The organism is Kitasatospora sp. NPDC048545 (assembly GCF_040651155.1).
Lineage (GTDB): Bacteria > Actinomycetota > Actinomycetes > Streptomycetales > Streptomycetaceae > Kitasatospora.
In genome coordinates, this window is sequence record NZ_JBEZIQ010000010.1 from 138,353 (window position 1) to 157,189 (window position 18,837).

Here is an 18,837-nt window from a genome sequence, read left to right on the forward strand (position 1 = left end):
CGGGCGGCGCGGGGTGGGAGCATGACGTCCGAGGTCGCCCTGCTCGGCATCCGCCACCACGGCCCCGGCTCGGCCCGGGCGGTGGCCGCCGCGCTCGCCCGGTGGGAGCCGGACGCGGTGCTGATCGAGGGCCCGCCGGAGGCCGATGACATCGTCCACCTGGCCGCCGGGAAGGACCTGGTGCCGCCGGTCGCGCTGCTCGCCCACGCGGTGGACGACCCGGCGAAGGCCGCCTTCTGGCCGTACGCCGAGTTCTCCCCGGAGTGGGTGGCGATCCGGCACGCCGTGGACCACGACCTGCCGGTCCGCTTCATCGACCTGCCCGCCGGGTACGGCTTCGCGCCCGCTCCCTGGACCGCCCTCGATTCCGACGACGCCGGCGAACCGCCCGCCGACCCGGTGGCGCTGCTCGCCGCGGCGGCCGGGCACGACGACCCGGAGCGCTGGTGGGAGGACGTGGTCGAGCACCGCGCGCCCGGCGCCGACGTGCTCGCCCCGTTCGCCGCCGTCGCCGCGGCCATGGGCGCACTGCGCGCCGAGGGACTCGGCGAGTCCCGCCGGGACCTGCTGCGCGAGGCGTACATGCGCGGGCGGATCCGCGCCGCCCGCCGCGCCGGGCACCGGCGGATCGCGGTGGTCTGCGGCGCCTTCCACGTCCCCGCGCTGGAGACGATGCCGACCGTCGCGCACGACCGGGCGCTGCTCGCCGGGCTGCCCAAGAAGGTGCGCACGGACATCACCTGGGTGCCGTGGACGCACCGTCGGCTCTCCCGGTCCACCGGCTACGGCGCGGGCGTGCAGTCACCCGGCTGGTACCACCACCTGTTCAGCACCGACGGCGACCCGGTGCCGCGCTGGCTCGCCCGGGCCGCCGAACTCCTGCGCGCCGAGGACCACCCGGTCTCCTCCGCCCACGTCATCGAGGCGGTCCGGCTCGCCGAGACCCTGGCCGTCCTGCGCGGCCGCCCGCTCGCCGGGCTGACCGAGACCCTGGACGCCGCGCGCGCGGTGCTCTGCGAGGGGTCGGACGTCGCCCTGGAACTGGTCCGGGACCGCCTGGTGGTCGGCGACCGGCTCGGCGAGGTCCCGGCCGCCGCACCGGCGGTGCCGCTGCAGCGCGACCTCTCCCGGCTGCAGCGCTCGCTGCGGCTCAAGCCCGAGGCCGCGTCGAAGGACGTCGACCTCGACCTGCGCAAGGAGACCGACGCGGCCCGCTCCCGGCTGCTGCACCGGCTGCGGCTGCTGGGCGTGGAATGGGGGGTGCCGGTCCGCTCCCCGGTCAACTCGACCGGGACGTTCCGCGAGAGCTGGCGGCTGTGCTGGCAGCCGGAGCTGGCGGTCCGGATCGCCGAGGCCGCGCAGTGGGGCACCACGGTCGAGGAGGCGGCCGGCGCCAAGGCGGTCGGCACCGCCCGTGCCGCCGTCGACCTCGCCGAACTGACCGGCCTGGTGGAGACCTGCCTGCTGGCCGGGCTGTCCGGTGCGCTGCCCGCCGTGATGCGGGTGCTCGCCGACCGCGCGGCCCTGGACACCGATGTCGCGCACCTCGCGGGCGCGCTGCCCGCCCTGGTCCGCGCGCTGCGCTACGGCGACGTGCGCGGCACCGACCACGGCGCGCTCGCCGGGGCGGCGGTCGGCCTGGCCGAGCGGGTCTGCGTCGGGCTGCCGTCCGCCTGCGTCGGGCTGGACGCCGGGAGCGCGGCGGCCATGCGCGGCCTCCTCGACGAGGTGCACGGCGCGATCGGCCTGCTGACCTCGGTCGGGCCGCGGTTCGCCCCCGCCGCCCCCGTCGCCCCCGTCGCCCCCGCCGACACCGCCGCCGACAACGGCGCTGCCCCCGGAACGGACCACGCCGGCCCCGCCGGCCCCGCCGGCCTGGCCGACCGCTGGGCCGCCGCGCTGCGCTCGCTGGCCGCCCGCGAGCCGTCCGGCGGCCCGGCCACCGGCGCCCCGGGGCTGCTCCGCGGCCGGGCCGTCCGGCTCCTGTCGGACGACGGCTGGCTCGACTCGCTGGAGGCAGGCCGCCGGCTGCGGCTGGTCCTGTCGGCCGCCAACTCCGCGGCGGACGCGGCCGGGTGGGTCGAGGGCTTCCTCACCGGCGGCGGCGCCCTGCTGCTGCACGACCCGAGGCTGCTCGCCCTGCTGGACGAGTGGCTGACCGGGGTGAGCGCAGAGGCCTTCACCGACGTCCTGCCACTGCTGCGTCGCACCTTCGCCGGGCTGGAGGCGGGCGTGCGGACGACCATCGGCAGCCGGGTCGCGGCGGGCCCGCTCGACGTGGCCCCCGCGGACCGGGCGCCGGCGGGTGAGCTGGACCGGTCCCGCGCCGACGCCGCCGTCCCGGTGGTGGCCGTGCTGCTCGGCGTCCGCCCGCGGATCCCCCGGCAGGCCGCCGGCCGCAACACCTGACGCCCGCCGCGCCCGCGGCGACCCCGTCACCGCGGGACCCGCACGTCCCGCAGGACCCGCTGAAGGAGGAGGACGAGATGGCAGCGCCCACAACCGACGAACGGCTGCGCCGCTGGCGGCTGGTGCTCGGCGGCGAGGCCGACGGCACCGGTCGCACGCTGCGCGGCCGGGACGCCGCGATGGACGGCACCCTCACCGCGCTCTACCGCGGCGCGCCCGAGGAGGGCGGCCGGGCGGGCCGCGGCGGCGGCCGCCGCAGTGCCGGGCTGGGCGGCTCGGCCCCGCAGGTGGCCCGCTGGCTGGGCGACATCCGCACGTACTTCCCGTCCACCGTCGTCCAGCTGATGCAGCAGGACGCGATCACCCGGCTCGGCCTGGACCGGCTGCTGCTGGAGCCGGAGATGCTGGAGGCCGTCGAACCGGACGTCCACCTGGTCGGCACCCTGCTCTCGCTCAGGCAGGCGCTGCCCGAGACCACCCGGGAGACCGCCCGGGCCGTGGTCGGCAAGGTGGTCGCCGACCTGGAGCGCCGGCTCGCCGACCGCACCCGGGCCGCCCTGGGCGGCGCTCTCGACCGGAGCGCCAGGGTCAACCGCCCCCGGCACCGCGACATCGACTGGGACCGGACGATCCGGGCGAACCTGAAGAACCACCTGCCCGAGCACGGAACCGTCGTCCCCGAGCGGCTGGTCGGCCACGCCCGGGCCCGGCGCGCCGTGAGGAAGGACGTCATCCTCTGCGTCGACCAGTCCGGTTCGATGGCGTCCTCGGTCGTGCACTCGGCGGTGTTCGGGGCGGTACTCGCCTCGATGCGCACCCTGGACACCCGGCTGGTCGTCTTCGACACCTCGGTTGTCGACCTGACCGATCAGCTCAGCGACCCGGTGGACGTCCTGTTCGCCACCCGGCTCGGCGGCGGCACCGACATCAACCGCGCGCTCGCCTACTGCCAGTCGAAGATCACCCGCCCCTCGGAGACCGTCGTCGTCCTGGTCAGCGACCTGTACGAGGGCGGCGTCCGGGACGGCATGCTCAGGCGGATCGCCGCGATGAAGGCGGCCGGCGTCGGGTTCGTCGCCCTGCTCGCGCTCTCCGACGAGGGCGCGCCCGCCTACGACCACGCGCACGCCGCGGCCCTGGCCGGCCTCGGCGTGCCGGCCTTCGCCTGCACCCCGGACGCCTTCCCCGGGATCATGGCGGCGGCCGTCGAGAAGCGCCCGCTCCCGGTGCCTGACCAGGGGGTGTGACGGATTCACCCGGACGCGCGAATCCGTCCGATCGGTGGACGGGTCGGTCACCCGGACGCTCTAGGCTGTCTGTGACGGTTCTCACCCAAGACGGACAGGCCCCGGGCGGAACAGTCCCGTCCCACGGGGATAACCTGCCAGACGGACGTGACGCGCGTGTTGATTGACGTGTGCGCCCGTGGCTGTGTGGGCCGCAAGGCCGTACCTCTGCGTACCCGCACCGCCCCGACGACCCGCAGCGAAGATCCTGCCGTGGCACGCTCGTAGAGACACAATCCGCGACCACGAACAAGGACGAACACACGTGGACCTGTTCGAGTACCAGGCGAGGGACATCTTCGCCAAGCACGGTGTACCCGTGCTTGACGGTGATGTCATCGAGACCCCCGAAGCCGCTCGCGCCATCGCCGAGCGCTTCGGCGGACGCGCCGTCGTCAAGGCTCAGGTGAAGGTCGGCGGCCGTGGCAAGGCCGGTGGCGTCAAGCTCGCCGCCGACCCGGCCGACGCCGTCGCCAAGGCCGAGGCGATCCTCGGTATGGACATCAAGGGCCACACCGTTCACAAGGTGATGCTGGCCCAGACCGCGGACATCAAGGACGAGTACTACGTCTCGTTCCTGCTGGACCGCACCAACCGCACCTTCCTGGCCATGGCCAGCGTCGAGGGCGGCGTGGAGATCGAGGTCGTCGCCGAGCAGAACCCCGAGGCGCTCGCCAAGATCCCGGTCGACGCCAACGAGGGCTGCACCCCGGAGAAGGCCGCCGAGATCGTCGCCGCGGCGAAGTTCCCGGCCGAGGTCGCCGACCAGGTCGCCGAGGTCCTGCAGAAGCTGTGGACCGTCTTCATCAAGGAGGACGCCCTCCTCGTCGAGGTCAACCCGCTGATCAAGTCCGGTGACGGCAAGATCATCGCGCTCGACGGCAAGGTCTCCCTGGACGAGAACGCCGAGTTCCGTCAGCCCGAGCACGAGGCCCTGGAGGACAAGGCCGCGGCCAACCCGCTGGAGGCCGCCGCCAAGGCCAAGGGCCTGAACTACGTCAAGCTCGACGGCCAGGTCGGCATCATCGGCAACGGCGCGGGCCTCGTCATGAGCACCCTCGACGTGGTCGCCTACGCCGGTGAGAACCACGGCGGCGTCAAGCCCGCCAACTTCCTCGACATCGGTGGCGGCGCGTCCGCCGAGGTGATGGCGAACGGCCTGGAGATCATCCTGGGCGACCCCGACGTCAAGTCGGTCTTCGTCAACGTCTTCGGCGGCATCACCGCGTGCGACGCGGTCGCCAACGGCATCGTGCAGGCCCTCGCGCTCCTGGAGAGCAAGGGCGAGGACGTCACCAAGCCGCTGGTCGTCCGCCTGGACGGCAACAACGCGGAGCTGGGTCGCAAGATCCTCGACGACGCCAACCACCCGCTGGTCCAGCGCGTGGACACCATGGACGGCGCCGCTGACCGCGCCGCCGAGCTGGCCAACAAGTAAGGAAGGGGACTTTCACACCATGGCTATCTTCCTTACCAAGGACAGCAAGGTCATCGTTCAGGGCATGACCGGCTCCGAGGGCATGAAGCACACCCGCCGCATGCTCGCCTCCGGCACCCAGATCGTCGGCGGTGTCAACCCGCGCAAGGCCGGCACCACGGTCGACGTCGACGGCACCGAGGTGCCCGTCTTCGGCACCGTCGCCGAGGCCATGGAGAAGACCGGTGCCGACGTCACCGTCATCTTCGTGCCGCCGAAGTTCACCAAGGACGCCGTCGTCGAGGCCGTCGACGCCGAGATCGGCCTGGCCGTCGTCATCACCGAGGGCGTTCCGGTGCACGACACCGCCGCCTTCTGGGCGCACGCCGGTGCCAAGGGCAACAAGACCCGCATCATCGGCCCGAACTGCCCCGGCCTGATCAGCCCCGGACAGTCGAACGCCGGCATCATCCCGGCCGACATCACCACCGCCGGCAAGATCGGCCTGGTCTCGAAGTCCGGCACTCTGACCTACCAGCTCATGTACGAGCTGCGGGACATCGGCTTCACCTCGGCCGTCGGCATCGGTGGCGACCCGGTCATCGGCACCACCCACATCGACGCTCTCAAGGCCTTCCAGGAGGACCCGGAGACCGAGATCATCGTCATGATCGGTGAGATCGGTGGCGACGCCGAGGAGCGTGCCGCGGACTTCATCAAGGCGAACGTGACCAAGCCGGTCGTCGGCTACGTCGCGGGCTTCACCGCCCCCGAGGGCAAGACCATGGGCCACGCCGGCGCCATCGTCTCCGGCTCCTCGGGCACCGCCCAGGCGAAGAAGGAGGCCCTTGAGGCCGCCGGTGTCAAGGTCGGCAAGACGCCGTCCGAGACCGCCCGCCTGGCCCGCGAGATCATCGCCGCCCAGGCCTGATCACCCCTGCGCGCAACGAGCGCCCCCGCCCGGACCGGGCGGGGGCGCTCGTCGTTTCAGCGCGTCTTCGGCCCGGTCGTGCAGGGCCGCGGCGACCACAGCGGGCAGACCGCCGGACCCTGGGGCGGCGGGGCGTCCGCGCCCCGGGCCGCCGCCGGCAGCTCCCAGCGGGCGATCGCCTGGGGGTGCGGCTCCACCACCACGGCCTCCAAGCCCGGCGCCGGGCTGCACCACAGGCTGCTGATGCCGTTCGGCACCCCGCCGGGCTGCAGCGGCACGCCCGGATCCTCCGCTTCGGCGGCGGGCAGGCACAGCGCGGGCTCCGGTGCCTCCGGCGGACGGAACAGCACCGCCGGCCGTACCCCCGCCAGGGTCGCCAGCGTCGCCCCGCCGACCGCCACCGTCAGCAGCGCGGCCGCGCCCGTCCGGCTCGCCGTCCACAGCCGGTGCCGGGCCCGCAGCACCGGCACCGGCGACCGGTGCGGCTCCGGGCACCCGCGCACCGCCGCCCGGTGGAGCAGCAGGCTCAGCCCGTCCGCGAAGCCCGGCGTGGCCGGATCGGGCCCCACCAGGTCCGGCACCCACTGCGCCAGCGCCGCCCGGGCCGTCCACACCCGGCCCTCGGCGGCCGCCTGCGTCGACTCCACCTCCACCGCGATCGCCGCAGCCGGCAGCCCCAGCCCGTCGTGCAGCACCAGTGCCCGGCGCTGCGGCCGCGACAGGCGCTTGAGGGCCTTCAGCAGGGCGCGGTCCCGGTCGGTCAGCCGGTCGTGGTCCGGGAGCACCGCCTGCGACTCGTCCGCCGGGCGCACCTTGATCCGCCGGTGCGGCAGACCCCACACGTGCGCCCGGCGCGGCCCGCCCCGGTGCCACGGCGACAGCGCCAGCTCGCACGCCCGCACCCGCACCCACCCCTCCGGATCCCCGGATCCGGCCACCGCCGGCCATCCCCGCCGGGCCTCCCCGAACGCCCGCCGCACGCAGTGGACCGCGCGGTGGCGGCAGGCGGTCAGCAGGAACATCTGCTGCACCAGGCGCGTGTGGGCGGTCTCGTACAGCTCCTCGAAGCTCGGCACCAGGTGGTCGGTGGACGGGGGCGGTGCCGCGGCGGCCGGCGACGGGTCCCGGCGCTGCTCCGTGGGGCGGGCGGGCCCGCCCACCGCGCGGAGCAGCGCCTCCGCGCCCGCCTGTGCCGGCCCGGCTGTGACCGGGTCAGCCGTCGGCGGCTGACCCGGCGTCCCCGGCTGCGCGGGCCCGCCGGGGGGACGCTGCGGCCCCTTCGGCACGGTGGCGGCTCCGGCGTCCCGGACGGCGCCGTCACGCCTCGCCGGGCTGGTGGGGTCGTTCCGGTCCGGTCCGTCGGCCGCCGGGGCCGGGGCCGGGTGGGACCGTTCCGGGTCCGCGGGCGGGGTCTGCTGCCGCGTCGCCGTCGAGGAGGCCCGGGGGTCCGTCGGTGCGGTGCCGGGGTCCGCCGCGTTCGCGGGGCCCGCCCGGCCCGGCCCACCCGCGGCCGACGGGGCGGGGTCCGTCCGCGCCGTGTCGTGACGTTCTTCCCGGGGCGGCCGGGCCTGCTGCGGTCGGTCGGCGCCGGGGCGCTGCGGCCGTCCGGCGTCCGCGGCGGCCGCAGCCGGCACCGAGGCCGCTGCCGGTGACGGTGCCCGTACCGTTTCGCCGTGTTCACCGTGTTCGCCGGGCCGTTGGGCGGTACCGGTGCGGTCCTGCTGGGGCGGCTGTTCGGGGCGGGCGGACGGGCGTTTGCTCGGGGGCGTGTGCGCTGCCTCCCCGCGCTCCTGTCGGGCGCGCCGTGCGGTCCGGCCGCGTCGGGCGCCGGAGGCGGGGCGCGGGCTGTCGTTTGGCGGCGCTGCCGGCCCGGTCGTACCGCCCGCCGGCTGGTCCGTGGCGGGGTGGCGGGCGGCGTCGGCGGCGGCGTCGTGCGGGGGCGGCGGCGTCGGCTGTCCGGCCGGAGCCGGGGAGGCCGTACGGTCGTCTCCGCCCCCGCCCCGGCCGTCCGTCGAGGCCAGGGCCGTTCGTGCGGGTCCGTCCGTGCTCCCCGTGCGGAGGCCCGGATCCCCGAGATCCCGCACGGTGAACGTGGCGGGGCCGAGGGAGGAGGCGGTGAGGCCGGCGAAGTTCGCCGGTCCGGGGGGCACGACGGATGGCAGGGAGCCCGCGGCGAGGGTGATGGCCTCGGCCTGGGTGGTGGCGCCGAGCTTCCGCATGGCGCGCAGGAGGTAGCTACGGGCGGTGGTGGGGGTGACGCCGAGGACGGCGGCGGTGTGGGGAAGGTCGTGGCCGGTGGCGAGGTGGGCGAGGGTCTGGGCCTCACGCGGGGTCAGTTTCCGCAGTAGTCCGGTCGCGGCGCGGTCGGCGCGGGCGGTCTCGCGGTGGCGCTTGGGGGTGGGGGAGTCGGCGGTGGGCGGCGTGGTCATCAGACGCTCCGGGCCGGGACGCCGGCGTCGTGGGGACAGGGTCTGAAAATGCGCATAAGCCAATAATCTGGGACACGGCGGCGGTTTGCCGGTTCACGGAGCATGGCGAGTCGCCTTGGCACCATGTGGCCCATGACGCAGCTGATGGGCCGTCCGATCCTGGAGGCGCCGGGCGAATTGGGCGGACGGCCAGCGCTGGCCGACCTGTTGACGGGGGTGCGGACGGCGCTGGTCGGCCTGGCGGTGGTCGGAGTGCCGGTCCTGGGGCTGTGGGTGGTGACGCCGTCCGTGGACGACGGCCCGGCCGCTGCCACCCGGTTGGCGGGGGTGCTGTGGCTGATCGGGCACGGTGCGCCGGTGCTGCGCGGGGAGGCCGACGCCCCGCTGACCGTCACTCCGCTGCTGCTCGGCGCCCTGGCGGTGGTCCGGCTCCACCGGGCGGGTGCCGGGGTGGTGGCACGGCGCGGGCTGCGGTCGCGCTGGGGTGGCCCGGTGGCGTTGTGGGCCGGGTACTGCGCGGTGGCGGTCGCGGTGGCGCTGCACTGTGCGGGTGCCGGGCCGTTCCGCAGCGAGGTGCTGCCGGACATCCTGGTGGTGGCGCTGGTGGCGGCCCTGGCGACGGCCGCCGGAGTCCGCTCGGCGGAGGCCGCGGGCCGCCCGCTCGCCGACTCCCTGCTGGACCGTCTCCCGCCGCCGTACCGTCCGGTCGGCGGGGCGGCGCCGGTGCGGGCCGCGGCGCTGGCGGCCGGGGCCGGGCTGGTCGCGGCGGGCGGGCTGCTGGTGGCGGTGTCGGCGGTGCTGGATGCGGCGACCGGCGGCGGGCGCGGGATGGCGCTGCTCGGGCGCGGGCCGGCCGCGCTGCCGGCGCTGCTGCTGCTCGCGCTGGTGCTGCTGCCGAACGCGGTGCTGTGGGGCGCGGCGTACGCGCTGGGCCCCGGGTTCGTGGTGGGGGCCGGGTCGGTGGTGTCGCCGGGGGGCGCGGCGCTGGGGCCGGTGCCGGAGTTCCCGCTGTTCGCGCTGCTGCCGGCCGACGGGCCGGGCGGCTGGCGGTGGGCGGCGCTGGTGCTGCCGCTGTTGGCCGGGGTGGTGCCGGCGGTGCTGCTGGGCCGCGCGGCGGCGGGCCGGCGGGGTCCGGCCGCGGCGGCCGGGGGCGCCGGGGGGCGGCCGGTGCCGTGGCCGCCCGCCGCGACGGTGACGGCCGCGCTGGCGGCGGCGCTGCTGGTCGGGGTGGGGGCGGCGCTGCTGGGCCGGTTGTCCGGCGGCGGGTTGGCGGGTGGCCGGATGGCCTGGTTGGGGCCGGTGCCGTGGCGGGCGGGGCTCGCGGCGGCGGGCTGGTTGGCGCTGGTGGCCGTCCCGGGCGCGCTGCTCGTACGGCACCGGGTGCTCGGGGCGGAGGGGGAGCGGGGGAGCGCCCCGGTGGGAGACCGGAGCGCGTACGCCCGGCTCGCGTGGTGGACGCGCCGGGGCGCGCTGCGGCTGCGCGCCCGGGCCCACGCCCTCGTGCTGCGGCTGTCCGAGGCCGGCCGCGGGGCCCTGGGGCCGGACCCGGTGGACTGACGGGCGGCCGGGTGGGCTACTCGGTGTTCCCGGTGAAGTCGACGTACCACTGCGGCGCGTAGCGGTCGCAGCCCTGGACGCCGGCGGTGGTGAGCGAGTCCCGGACGCAGGTGACGTAGTCGCGGTAGTGGTAGTTGAGGCCGATCACCGAGGTGGCGACCACGACGGTCATCGCGCCGGTGAGGATCCCGGCGAGGGCGGCCGGGGTGAGCGGGTTCGGCGCCGCTCCCCGGGGGACCGGACCGACGGCGCCCGGGGCGCCGACTGCACCCGCGGCACCGGTGGCACCCGACGGAGCGCCGGCCGGGGCGCCCTTCGGGCTCCGCAGGGCGCCGATCCCCCAGACGATGCCGAGCACCCCGATCAGCAGGGCGATCCAGTGGAAGCCCGCGAACAGGCAGACCAGCGCGAACGGTCCGGCCAGCGCGGCGTTGCGGGCCCGGCGGTGGGCCGGGTCGGCCGGGTCGAGCCGGGGCGGCTGCGGGGCCGGGGGCCGCGGGCCGGGTCGGCCGTCGCCCTGACCCCACGGCGGCGGGAGCTGCGGGCGGCCGTCGCCCTGGCCGCCGGTGCCGTCCGGGCCCTCGCCGGTCCAGGGGCTGCGCGGCTGCCACGGCTGGTCCGGGGCGTCCGCCGGCGGCGGCGCGAAGGGGTTGCGCTCGTCGGTCTCGTCGCCGCTGCTCATGGGTTCAGCCAATCCTTGTCGGTCGGAGCTCGGTCGGGACCCGGCGGGCCGGGTCGGAGCCGGTCCGTGGGTCCCGCGGTCGTCGCGGTCTCGCGGTCGGCGCGGTCTCCCGCGCCACCCAATGATCCCGCAGCCGTTCGTCGGCCCACCGGCGGCCCGGGTTCCGGGCCCGGCCGGGTCGGTCCGGCCGAGGGCAACTCCGGTGCTGCGGGCCCGAGGAGATCCCCGTCTCAACTACGCGCGTAGCGCCGTCGGGAGGGTTCGGAGGCCGTCCGACCAGCCGTTATCGTGGTGACGGTCAGCAGCTCACATCGGTTCCCGGGGCCCGCGTCGCGGCAGGTTCTCCCGGTGTTCCCCCTCGCTCGACCTGCCGTTCGTAGTGGCCCCACCGCCGGTGGACGTACCAGCGCACGGCGCCCGACCTACGGAGAATCGCGCAGTGGCCGCCGCCCCCGCCCAGCACTTCCCGCCCCGCACGCCCGGACCGGCCCGCCTGGTGGTGCTGGTCTCCGGCTCCGGCACCAACCTGCAGGCGCTGCTCGACGCGGTCGCGGACCCGGCGTACGGCGCCGAGGTCATCGCCGTCGGTGCGGACCGGGACGGGATCGCCGGTCTGGAGCGCGCCGGGAAGGCGGGCCTGCCGACCTTCGTGCACCGGGTGAAGGACTTCCCCGACCGTGCCGCCTGGGACCGCGCGCTGACCGCCTCCGTCGCCGAGTACGAGCCGGACCTGGTCGTCACGGCCGGCTTCATGAAGATCCTCGGCCCCGAGTTCGTCGCCGCCTTCGCCGGGCGGACCGTCAACACCCACCCCGCACTGCTGCCCGCCTTCCCCGGCGCCCACGGCGTCACCGACGCGCTCGCGTACGGCGTGAAGGTCACCGGCTGCACCGTCCACCTGGTCGACGCCGGGGTGGACACCGGGCCGATCATCGCGCAGGGCGTCGTCGAGGTCGTCGACGCCGACCACGCCGATGGCGGCGACGCGCTGCACGAGCGCATCAAGACTGTCGAGCGCAAGCTGCTCGTCGACGTCGTGGGCCGGCTGGCCCGCGAAGGTCACCGCATCGAGGACCGAAAGGTATGGATTCCGGCATGAGTGCCAGCTCCACCACGCCCCCCGTTTCGGAGAACATCCGTCCGATCCGTCGCGCGCTGATCAGCGTGTACGACAAGACCGGTCTGGAGGAGCTGGCCCAGGGCCTGCACGCCGCCGGGGTCGCCATCGTCTCCACCGGCTCGACCGCCGGCCGGATCGCCGCCGCCGGCGTCCCGGTGACAGAGGTCTCCGAGCTGACCGGCTTCCCGGAGTGCCTGGACGGGCGCGTGAAGACGCTGCACCCCCGCGTGCACGCCGGCGTGCTGGCCGACCTGCGGCTGGAGTCGCACCGGGCGCAGCTGGCCGAGCTGGGCGTCGAGCCCTTCGACCTGGTCGTGGTGAACCTCTACCCGTTCAAGGCCACCGTCGCCTCCGGCGCCACCCCCGACGAGTGCGTCGAGCAGATCGACATCGGCGGTCCGAGCATGGTCCGAGCCGCCGCCAAGAACCACCCCTCGGTGGCCGTCGTGGTCGACCCGGCCCGCTACGGCGACGTGCTGAAGGCCGTTCAGGACGGTGGCTTCGACCTGGCGACCCGCAAGCGCCTGGCCGGTGCCGCGTTCGCCCACACCGCCGCCTACGACGTGGCCGTCGCCTCCTGGTTCGAGGCCGGCTACGCGCCGAGCGACGAGAGCTTCCCCGCCTTCCTGGGCTCGACCTGGGAGCGGCAGAACGTGCTGCGCTACGGCGAGAACCCGCACCAGGGCGCCGCGCTGTACAGCGACGGCACCGGCGGCCTGGCCGGCGCGCAGCAGCTGCACGGCAAGGAGATGTCGTACAACAACTACGTCGACACCGACGCCGCCCGCCGCGCCGCCTACGACCACGCCGAGCCGGCCGTGGCGATCATCAAGCACGCCAACCCGTGCGGCATCGCGACCGGCGCCGACGTCGCCGAGGCGCACCGCAAGGCGCACGAGTGCGACCCGGTCTCCGCGTACGGCGGTGTGATCGCGGTCAACCGCCCGGTCACCGTCGAGATGGCCGAGCAGATCGCCCCGATCTTCACCGAGGTCGTGGTGGCCCCCGGCTACGAGGACGGCGCCCTGGAGGTGCTGACCCGCAAGAAGAACCTGCGGGTGCTGCTCGCCCCCGAGGCCCCGGCCAACCGCCAGGAGGTGCGCCCGATCTCCGGCGGCGTGCTGCTGCAGGACGCCGACCGGGTGCACGCCGAGGGCGACGACCCGGCGAACTGGACGCTCGCCACCGGTGCGGCGCTCTCCGCCGACGAACTGGCCGAGCTGGCCTTCGCCTGGCGGGCCTGCCGGGCCGTCAAGTCCAACGCGATCCTGCTGGCCAAGGGTGGCGCCTCGGTCGGCGTCGGCATGGGCCAGGTCAACCGGGTCGACTCCTGCAAGCTCGCGGTGGAGCGGGCCGGCGAGCGGGCCTCGGGCGCGTACGCGGCTTCGGACGCCTTCTTCCCGTTCGCGGACGGTCCGGCGATCCTGATCGCGGCCGGCGTCAAGGCCATCGTCCAGCCCGGCGGTTCGATCCGTGACGAGGAGGTCGTCGCGGCGGCTGCCGAGGCCGGCGTGACCATGTACTTCACCGGTGCGCGGCACTTCTTCCACTGAGCCCGCCGACGGTGTGACGCAATGACAGAGCGGCCCGGCCCCCTCCGAGGGGGGCCGGGCCGCTCCGTCGCGTCGTGCGGGCCGGTCAGTAGCGCGGCCGGTTGAACCAGTTGACGCCGTCCCGGGTGCTCATGGCGACGATCCAGAGGATGCAGATCGCGATCCACAGCACGCCGATGACCGCGCCGAACCCGGAGCCCGCGGCCTGGGCCTGGGCGTTGGTGCTCCCGGTGATCGCGCTGATCAGCACGAGCACACCGAGCAGCAGGGCCACCGAGCCGTACACGATGGTGGTGATCCGGGTGGCCGGGCCGCCCTTGCCGAACTTCACCCCGAGCGTGATCGAGAGCACCGAGGCGAGCAGGTACAGGATCCCGAGGATCAGCAGGACGCCCGCCGCCGCGTTGCCGAAGATCGCGGTGTCGCTGCTGGTGCTGTGCTGGTTGGCGACGGTCTTGGCGCCCGCGGCCACGATCAGCAGGAACCCGGTGAGGAGGACCTGCACACCGCCCACGACGAACATCAGGACCCGGGCGGTGACCACCAGGCCGGGCATGGACTGCGGCGGGGCCACCGGCGGGTAGCCGTAAGCCGGGGCGGCCGCCTGCGGGTAGCCGTAGCCCGGGGCCGGCGGGGCCTGCTGCGGGTAGCCGTAGCCCGGCGAGGCGGGCGGCTGGCCGTACGGGTTGTTCGGGTCGGGCGGGTAACTCATCGATGCCTCCGGGCAGTTACGGGGACGCGGGGACGGGACGGCGGAGGCCCCGGTTGCGGTCGCGAGTCGGGTCGTCGACGGCACGGGACGGTGGCGGGGCGCAGTGACAACCCGGCGGCGGTGACGGGCGTGACCGGCTCAGCAGTGTGGTGAACGGGCGAGCGCGGGCCTGGACGGGCGCGGCGCGGCGGCGGCGCGGCGGCGGTCGGGCTGCTCGGTCTGCTGTGGTCGGATCACTGGCTCTTTCCCCCGGATACGCCCCGCCGCGGTGTCCGTCGGCCCGTCACCGGGCCTGGTCGCGGCAGGGGATGCGGGCATATCGTCATCCGGACGACGGGGCCCTGTCCAGCCGGTTCCGGCACCGGGTCAAGACTGTGGCGCAACCGCAATGCGGTACGGACGTTCCGTACCCGCCCGGTCGCGCGGGGCGGGCCCGCCGCAGACGCCGGCGGCGTGCCGTCCGGACGTCCCGCGCCGGGCCCCCGGGCGGGTCCTCGACGGGCCCCGCCGAGGGTCCTGTGCCGGTCCGGCGCCGGTCCTGCGCGGGCTTGTGCAGGGTCCGGACGCGGGCCCGGCCCGACCGTGGTACGGCGACCGGCCGGGATCCGGGAGAATGGGGTCATGACTGCCCAGATTCTCGATGGCAAGGCCACCGCCGCCGCGATCAAGTCCGAACTCGCCGCCCGCGTGGCGGCCCTCAAGGCGAAGGGCGTCACGCCCGGCCTCGGCACCGTCCTGGTCGGCGACGACCCGGGCAGCCGCTGGTACGTGAACGGGAAGCACAAGGACTGCGCCGAGGTCGGCATCGCCTCGATCCAGCGCGAGCTGCCCGCGACGGCGAGCCAGGAGGACGTCGAGAACGTCGTCCGCGAGCTCAACGCCGACCCGACCTGCACCGGCTACATCGTCCAGCTGCCGCTGCCCAAGGGCCTGGACCAGAACCCGGTCCTGGAGCTCATGGACCCGGACAAGGACGCGGACGGCCTGCACCCGACCTCGCTCGGCCGGCTCGCCCTGGGCATCGACGGCCCGCTGCCGTGCACCCCGCTGGGCATCGTCGAGCTGCTGCGCCGCCACGACGTCGAGATCAACGGTGCCGAGGTGGTCGTGGTCGGCCGCGGCATCACCGTCGGCCGCTCGATCGGCCTGCTGCTGACCCGCCGCAGCGAGAACGCCACGGTCACCCTGTGCCACACCGGCACCCGGGACCTGAGCGCCCACCTGCGCAAGGCCGACATCATCGTGGCCGCCGCCGGCGTGCCGCACCTGGTCAAGCCGGAGGACGTCAAGCCGGGCGCGGCGGTGCTGGACGTGGGCGTCAGCCGCAGCGAGGGCAAGATCGTCGGTGACGTCCACCCGGGCGTGGCCGAGGTGGCCGGCTGGATCTCCCCGAACCCCGGCGGCGTGGGCCCGATGACCCGCGCGATGCTGCTCAACAACATCGTCGAGGCGGCCGAGCGCCGCGCCGGCATCTGACACCCCAGGGACGGCGAGCATGACTGAACCGCGACCGGCGCGGACCCGGAGCAGGCCGGTCAAGACCACCGGCACCCTGCCGCCCGAGGGCTCGGCCGCGGCCCTCGGGCGCGAGCACGCCCTGCCGGTCCGGCAGTGGCCGATAACGCTGGTCCTCCTGGTGGTCGGGGCCGGCCTCGCGGTCACCTGGTTCGCCGACTTCAAGGACGGATTCAAGTACGGGCTGCTGATCCTCGGCTGCGGCGTGCTGCTCGGCGCGGCGCTGCGCCTGGTGCTGCCCGAGGTCGGGATGCTGGCGGTGCGCAGCCGCTTCACCGACGTGATCGTGCTGACTTTCCTGGGTGCCTCGATCGTGTTGCTGACCCTGGTCGCGCAGCCGAACCCGTGGCTGCAGATCCCGCTGCTCGACAACATCGGGCAGCTGATGGGCCGGCCCAAGCACTGACCGGCCCGCGCGCCGTCGAACGGCCCCCGCCCCGCCCCCGGATCCCGGGTGCCGGGCGGGGGCCGCGGTGTTCCTGTGACGCATCAGCCACGCCCGCACACGCGGCGTACGCTTCCCTTTGCGATAACCTGACGCCGGTCTCTCGATGTCGAGAGAACATCCTCGGCTCCAGTGCGCCGGTGTGCCTGGGGCACCTGGCGATTTGCTGGAGAAGGTAGAAATGACTCGCACCCCCGTCAACGTCACCATCACCGGAGCGGCCGGCCAGATCGGCTACGCGCTGCTCTTCCGCATCGCCTCGGGCCACCTGCTCGGTGCCGACGTGCCGGTGAACCTGCGCCTCCTGGAGATCCCGCAGGGCCTCAAGGCCGCCGAGGGCACCGCCATGGAGCTCGTCGACTGCGCCTTCCCGCTGCTGCGTGACATCACCATCACCGACCAGCCGAACGAGGCCTTCGACGGCGCCAACGTCGCCCTGCTGGTCGGCGCCCGCCCGCGCACCGCCGGCATGGAGCGCGGCGACCTGCTGCAGGCCAACGGCGGCATCTTCGGCCCGCAGGGCAAGGCCATCAACGCCCACGCCGCGGACGACATCAAGGTCCTGGTCGTCGGCAACCCGGCCAACACCAACGCCCTGATCGCCCAGCGCAACGCCCCGGACGTCCCGGCCGAGCGCTTCACCGCGATGACCCGCCTGGACCACAACCGCGCTGTCGGTCAGCTGTCCGCCAAGACCGGCGCCGTGGTCTCGGACATCAAGCGCGTCACCATCTGGGGCAACCACTCCGCGACCCAGTACCCGGACGTCTTCCAGGCCGAGATCGCCGGCAAGCCGGCCTTCGAGGCCGTCGGCAGCGACCTGGAGTGGCTGGAGAAGACCTTCATCCCGACCGTCGCCAAGCGCGGCGCCGCCATCATCGACGCCCGCGGCGCCTCCTCGGCCGCCTCGGCCGCCAACGCCGCCATCGACCACGTCCACACCTGGGTCAACGGCACCGCCGAGGGCGACTGGACCTCCATGGGTGTCGTCTCCGACGGCTCCTACGGCGTCCCGGCCGGCCTGATCTCCTCCTTCCCGGTCACCACCAAGGACGGCAAGTTCGAGATCGTCCAGGGCCTGGAGATCTCCGACTTCTCGCGCGCCCGCATCGACGCCTCGGTCAAGGAGCTGACCGAGGAGCGCGACGCGGTCCAGGAGCTGGGCCTCATCTGAGCCCGCCCCGCACGGTTCCACCGGCGGCCCGCCGACTTCCCCCTCGGAAGCGGCGGGCCGCCGCCGTGTCCGGCCCCGGCACCGGAGCGCCCGCCCGATCCCGCCCCGATCCCGCCGCCGCCCCGATCCCGCCGCCGGACCGCCCGCCGTGCGCGAACGGCCGTACACGAACCGCCGCCCGGGTACTCCCGTCCGCGGGACGACGCGAGCGCGGAGTCGGCCCCCGCCCACACCGGCCGTCCTACACTGGCCCGCTGTGAACGAAACCCTCGGGGACGCCGCGCTCGTCCTCGTCTTCATCCTGCTGGGCGGCCTGTTCAACGTCGCCGAGATCTCGCTGATCTCGCTGCGCGAGGGCCAGATCCGGACGCTGGAGGCGCTCGGCACGCGGCGCTCGGCCCGGGCCGCGCACCTGGCCGCCGACCCCAACCGGTTCCTGGCCGCCGTCCAGGTCGGGGTGACCTGCATGGGCTTCCTGTCCGCCGCCTTCGGCGCGGACACCCTGGCCGGCAAGGTCGCCCCGCTGTTCGTCCGGGCGGGCCTGAGCGAGGGCGTGGCCGACGCGGTCGCCCTGGTCGGCCTCACCCTGGTGATCAGCTACGCCTCGCTGGTGCTGGGTGAGCTGACCCCCAAGCGGATCGGCCTGCAGCGGGCCGAGTCCATCGCGGTGATCGCCGCCCCGGTGGTGGACGTGATGTCGGTCGTGCTGCGCCCGGCGATCTGGCTGCTCGGCCACTCCACCAACCTGATGGTCCGCCTGCTCGGCGGCGACCCGGCGGCCGGGCGCGGCTCGATGAGCTCCGAGGAACTGCGCGGCCTGGTCGCCGCCAACACCGAACTCGGCAGCGACGAACGGGCCCTGATCGCCGACGTGTTCGCCGCGGGGGAGCGCCAGCTGCGCGAGGTGATGGTCCCGCGCACCGAGGTGACCTTCCTGGACGCCGAGCGTCCGCTGGCCGCCGTACGGCACCAGGCCGACACCTCGCCGCACTCGCGCTACCCGGTGGTCGAGGGCAGCGCCGACGCGGTGGTCGGCTTCGTCCACGTCCGCGACCTGTACGGCGCCCGCGGCGAACAGGCCGTGAAGGTCCGCGACCTCGCCCGCCCGGTCAAGCTGCTGCCCGGCACCAAACGGGTGCTGGAGGCGATGGGCGAGATGCGCCGCGAGGGCCACCACCTGGCCATCGTGGTGGACGAGTACGGCGGCACCGCCGGGATCGTCACCCTGGAGGACCTGGTCGAGGAGGTGATCGGCGAGATCCGCGACGAGTACGACCGGCCGGAGGCCGCGCCCACCCGCAGGCTGGCCGGCGGCGGCATGGAACTGGACGGTCTGCTCAACCTCGGCGACTTCGCCGAGGAGACCGGGGTCACCCTGCCGGAGGGCCCCTACGAGACGGTGGCGGGCTGCCTGGTCGCCTCGCTCGGCCGGCTCCCCAGGGACGGCGACCAGGCGCGCGTCCGGCTGGAGGGCGACGGCGAGGTGCTGCTGACGGTGGCCAAGGTGGAGGGCCGGCGGATCGCCCGGGTGAGGGTGAGTGCCGTCACACTGGCCGAACCTCCGGGGACGGACGTTTCCTGAGCGACCGGTGGAACTGGAACAATGG

14 protein-coding genes are annotated in these 18,837 nt (G+C 75.0%); 11 read left to right on the plus strand and 3 right to left on the minus strand.

The features are described from left to right. The first annotated feature begins 21 nt into the window (after positions 1–21). The 4 genes from AB0D10_RS12615 to sucD all read left to right on the plus strand — a co-directional run bounded on the left by AB0D10_RS12615 (position 22) and on the right by sucD (position 6,043). Positions 22–2,409 carry a DUF5682 family protein gene (locus AB0D10_RS12615; RefSeq protein ID WP_360254751.1) on the plus strand — a complete coding sequence of 796 codons (2,388 nt, stop codon included), beginning with the start codon at positions 22–24 and terminating at the stop codon, positions 2,407–2,409. 77 nt (positions 2,410–2,486) lie between these two features. Further along, complete coding sequence (locus AB0D10_RS12620) at positions 2,487–3,656, plus strand: VWA domain-containing protein (RefSeq protein WP_360254753.1); 1,170 nt, start codon at positions 2,487–2,489, stop codon at positions 3,654–3,656. A gap of 304 nt (positions 3,657–3,960) precedes the next feature. Continuing rightward, a complete protein-coding gene (gene sucC, locus AB0D10_RS12625; RefSeq protein WP_360254755.1) occupies positions 3,961–5,133 on the plus strand; it encodes an ADP-forming succinate--CoA ligase subunit beta in 1,173 nt (390 codons plus the stop codon). Positions 5,134–5,152: 19 nt separating this feature from the next. Continuing rightward, positions 5,153–6,043 carry a succinate--CoA ligase subunit alpha gene (gene sucD / locus AB0D10_RS12630; RefSeq protein WP_360254757.1) on the plus strand — a complete coding sequence of 297 codons (891 nt, stop codon included), beginning with the start codon at positions 5,153–5,155 and terminating at the stop codon, positions 6,041–6,043. A gap of 56 nt (positions 6,044–6,099) precedes the next feature. On the opposite strand, the gene AB0D10_RS12635 is transcribed toward sucD, so the two are convergent. Beyond that, complete coding sequence (locus tag AB0D10_RS12635) at positions 6,100–8,472, minus strand: LuxR C-terminal-related transcriptional regulator (protein ID WP_360254759.1); 2,373 nt, start codon at positions 8,470–8,472, stop codon at positions 6,100–6,102. Positions 8,473–8,604: 132 nt separating this feature from the next. On the opposite strand from AB0D10_RS12635, the gene AB0D10_RS12640 reads away from it, so the two are divergent. Continuing rightward, positions 8,605–10,029, plus strand: coding sequence for a DUF6350 family protein (locus tag AB0D10_RS12640; RefSeq protein WP_360254761.1), 1,425 nt, complete (start codon positions 8,605–8,607; stop codon positions 10,027–10,029). A gap of 16 nt (positions 10,030–10,045) precedes the next feature. On the opposite strand, the gene AB0D10_RS12645 is transcribed toward AB0D10_RS12640, so the two are convergent. Beyond that, on the minus strand, positions 10,046–10,711 hold the full coding sequence (locus tag AB0D10_RS12645) for a hypothetical protein (protein ID WP_360254763.1): 666 nt from the start codon (positions 10,709–10,711) through the stop codon (positions 10,046–10,048). A gap of 439 nt (positions 10,712–11,150) precedes the next feature. Between AB0D10_RS12645 and purN the strand changes: the two genes are divergently transcribed. Both purN and purH read left to right on the plus strand, forming a co-directional pair. After that, entirely contained in the window at positions 11,151–11,810 is a 660-nt protein-coding gene (purN, locus tag AB0D10_RS12650; protein ID WP_360254765.1) for a phosphoribosylglycinamide formyltransferase, read from the plus strand. Then, on the plus strand, positions 11,807–13,384 hold the full coding sequence (purH, locus tag AB0D10_RS12655) for a bifunctional phosphoribosylaminoimidazolecarboxamide formyltransferase/IMP cyclohydrolase (RefSeq protein WP_360254767.1): 1,578 nt from the start codon (positions 11,807–11,809) through the stop codon (positions 13,382–13,384). Before purN ends, purH begins: the two co-directional genes overlap by 4 nt. Positions 13,385–13,469: 85 nt before the next feature. On the opposite strand, the gene AB0D10_RS12660 is transcribed toward purH, so the two are convergent. Beyond that, positions 13,470–14,096 (minus strand): hypothetical protein, encoded by a 627-nt coding sequence (locus AB0D10_RS12660; protein ID WP_360254769.1) that lies wholly within the window; start codon positions 14,094–14,096, stop codon positions 13,470–13,472. A 621-nt stretch (positions 14,097–14,717) separates the two neighbouring features. Between AB0D10_RS12660 and AB0D10_RS12665 the strand changes: the two genes are divergently transcribed. From AB0D10_RS12665 to AB0D10_RS12680, 4 genes are all read left to right on the plus strand, one after another. Then, the gene (locus AB0D10_RS12665) at positions 14,718–15,572 is read left to right on the plus strand and encodes a bifunctional methylenetetrahydrofolate dehydrogenase/methenyltetrahydrofolate cyclohydrolase (protein WP_360254771.1); all 855 of its coding nucleotides are present in this window, start codon (positions 14,718–14,720) and stop codon (positions 15,570–15,572) included. Between the two features lie 19 nt (positions 15,573–15,591). Beyond that, on the plus strand, positions 15,592–16,017 hold the full coding sequence (locus AB0D10_RS12670; protein WP_360254773.1) for a DUF3017 domain-containing protein: 426 nt from the start codon (positions 15,592–15,594) through the stop codon (positions 16,015–16,017). 220 nt (positions 16,018–16,237) lie between these two features. Continuing rightward, the gene (locus AB0D10_RS12675; RefSeq protein WP_360254775.1) at positions 16,238–17,230 is read left to right on the plus strand and encodes a malate dehydrogenase; all 993 of its coding nucleotides are present in this window, start codon (positions 16,238–16,240) and stop codon (positions 17,228–17,230) included. A 256-nt stretch (positions 17,231–17,486) separates the two neighbouring features. Then, on the plus strand, positions 17,487–18,812 hold the full coding sequence (locus tag AB0D10_RS12680) for a hemolysin family protein (protein ID WP_360254777.1): 1,326 nt from the start codon (positions 17,487–17,489) through the stop codon (positions 18,810–18,812). Positions 18,813–18,837: the final 25 nt, after the last annotated feature.

What these genes read in the sequence shown, in the direction of transcription:
- AB0D10_RS12615 (WP_360254751.1), top strand. Translation starts at nt 22, where the DNA reads ATGACGTCCGAGGTCGCCCTGCTCGGCATCCGCCACCACGGCCCCGGC.
- AB0D10_RS12620 (WP_360254753.1), top strand. Translation starts at nt 2,487, where the DNA reads ATGGCAGCGCCCACAACCGACGAACGGCTGCGCCGCTGGCGGCTGGTG.
- sucD (WP_360254757.1), top strand. Translation starts at nt 5,153, where the DNA reads ATGGCTATCTTCCTTACCAAGGACAGCAAGGTCATCGTTCAGGGCATG.
- AB0D10_RS12635 (WP_360254759.1), bottom strand. Translation starts at nt 8,472, where the DNA reads ATGACCACGCCGCCCACCGCCGACTCCCCCACCCCCAAGCGCCACCGC.
- AB0D10_RS12640 (WP_360254761.1), top strand. Translation starts at nt 8,605, where the DNA reads ATGACGCAGCTGATGGGCCGTCCGATCCTGGAGGCGCCGGGCGAATTG.
- AB0D10_RS12645 (WP_360254763.1), bottom strand. Translation starts at nt 10,711, where the DNA reads ATGAGCAGCGGCGACGAGACCGACGAGCGCAACCCCTTCGCGCCGCCG.
- purH (WP_360254767.1), top strand. Translation starts at nt 11,807, where the DNA reads ATGAGTGCCAGCTCCACCACGCCCCCCGTTTCGGAGAACATCCGTCCG.
- AB0D10_RS12660 (WP_360254769.1), bottom strand. Translation starts at nt 14,096, where the DNA reads ATGAGTTACCCGCCCGACCCGAACAACCCGTACGGCCAGCCGCCCGCC.
- AB0D10_RS12665 (WP_360254771.1), top strand. Translation starts at nt 14,718, where the DNA reads ATGACTGCCCAGATTCTCGATGGCAAGGCCACCGCCGCCGCGATCAAG.
- AB0D10_RS12670 (WP_360254773.1), top strand. Translation starts at nt 15,592, where the DNA reads ATGACTGAACCGCGACCGGCGCGGACCCGGAGCAGGCCGGTCAAGACC.
- AB0D10_RS12675 (WP_360254775.1), top strand. Translation starts at nt 16,238, where the DNA reads ATGACTCGCACCCCCGTCAACGTCACCATCACCGGAGCGGCCGGCCAG.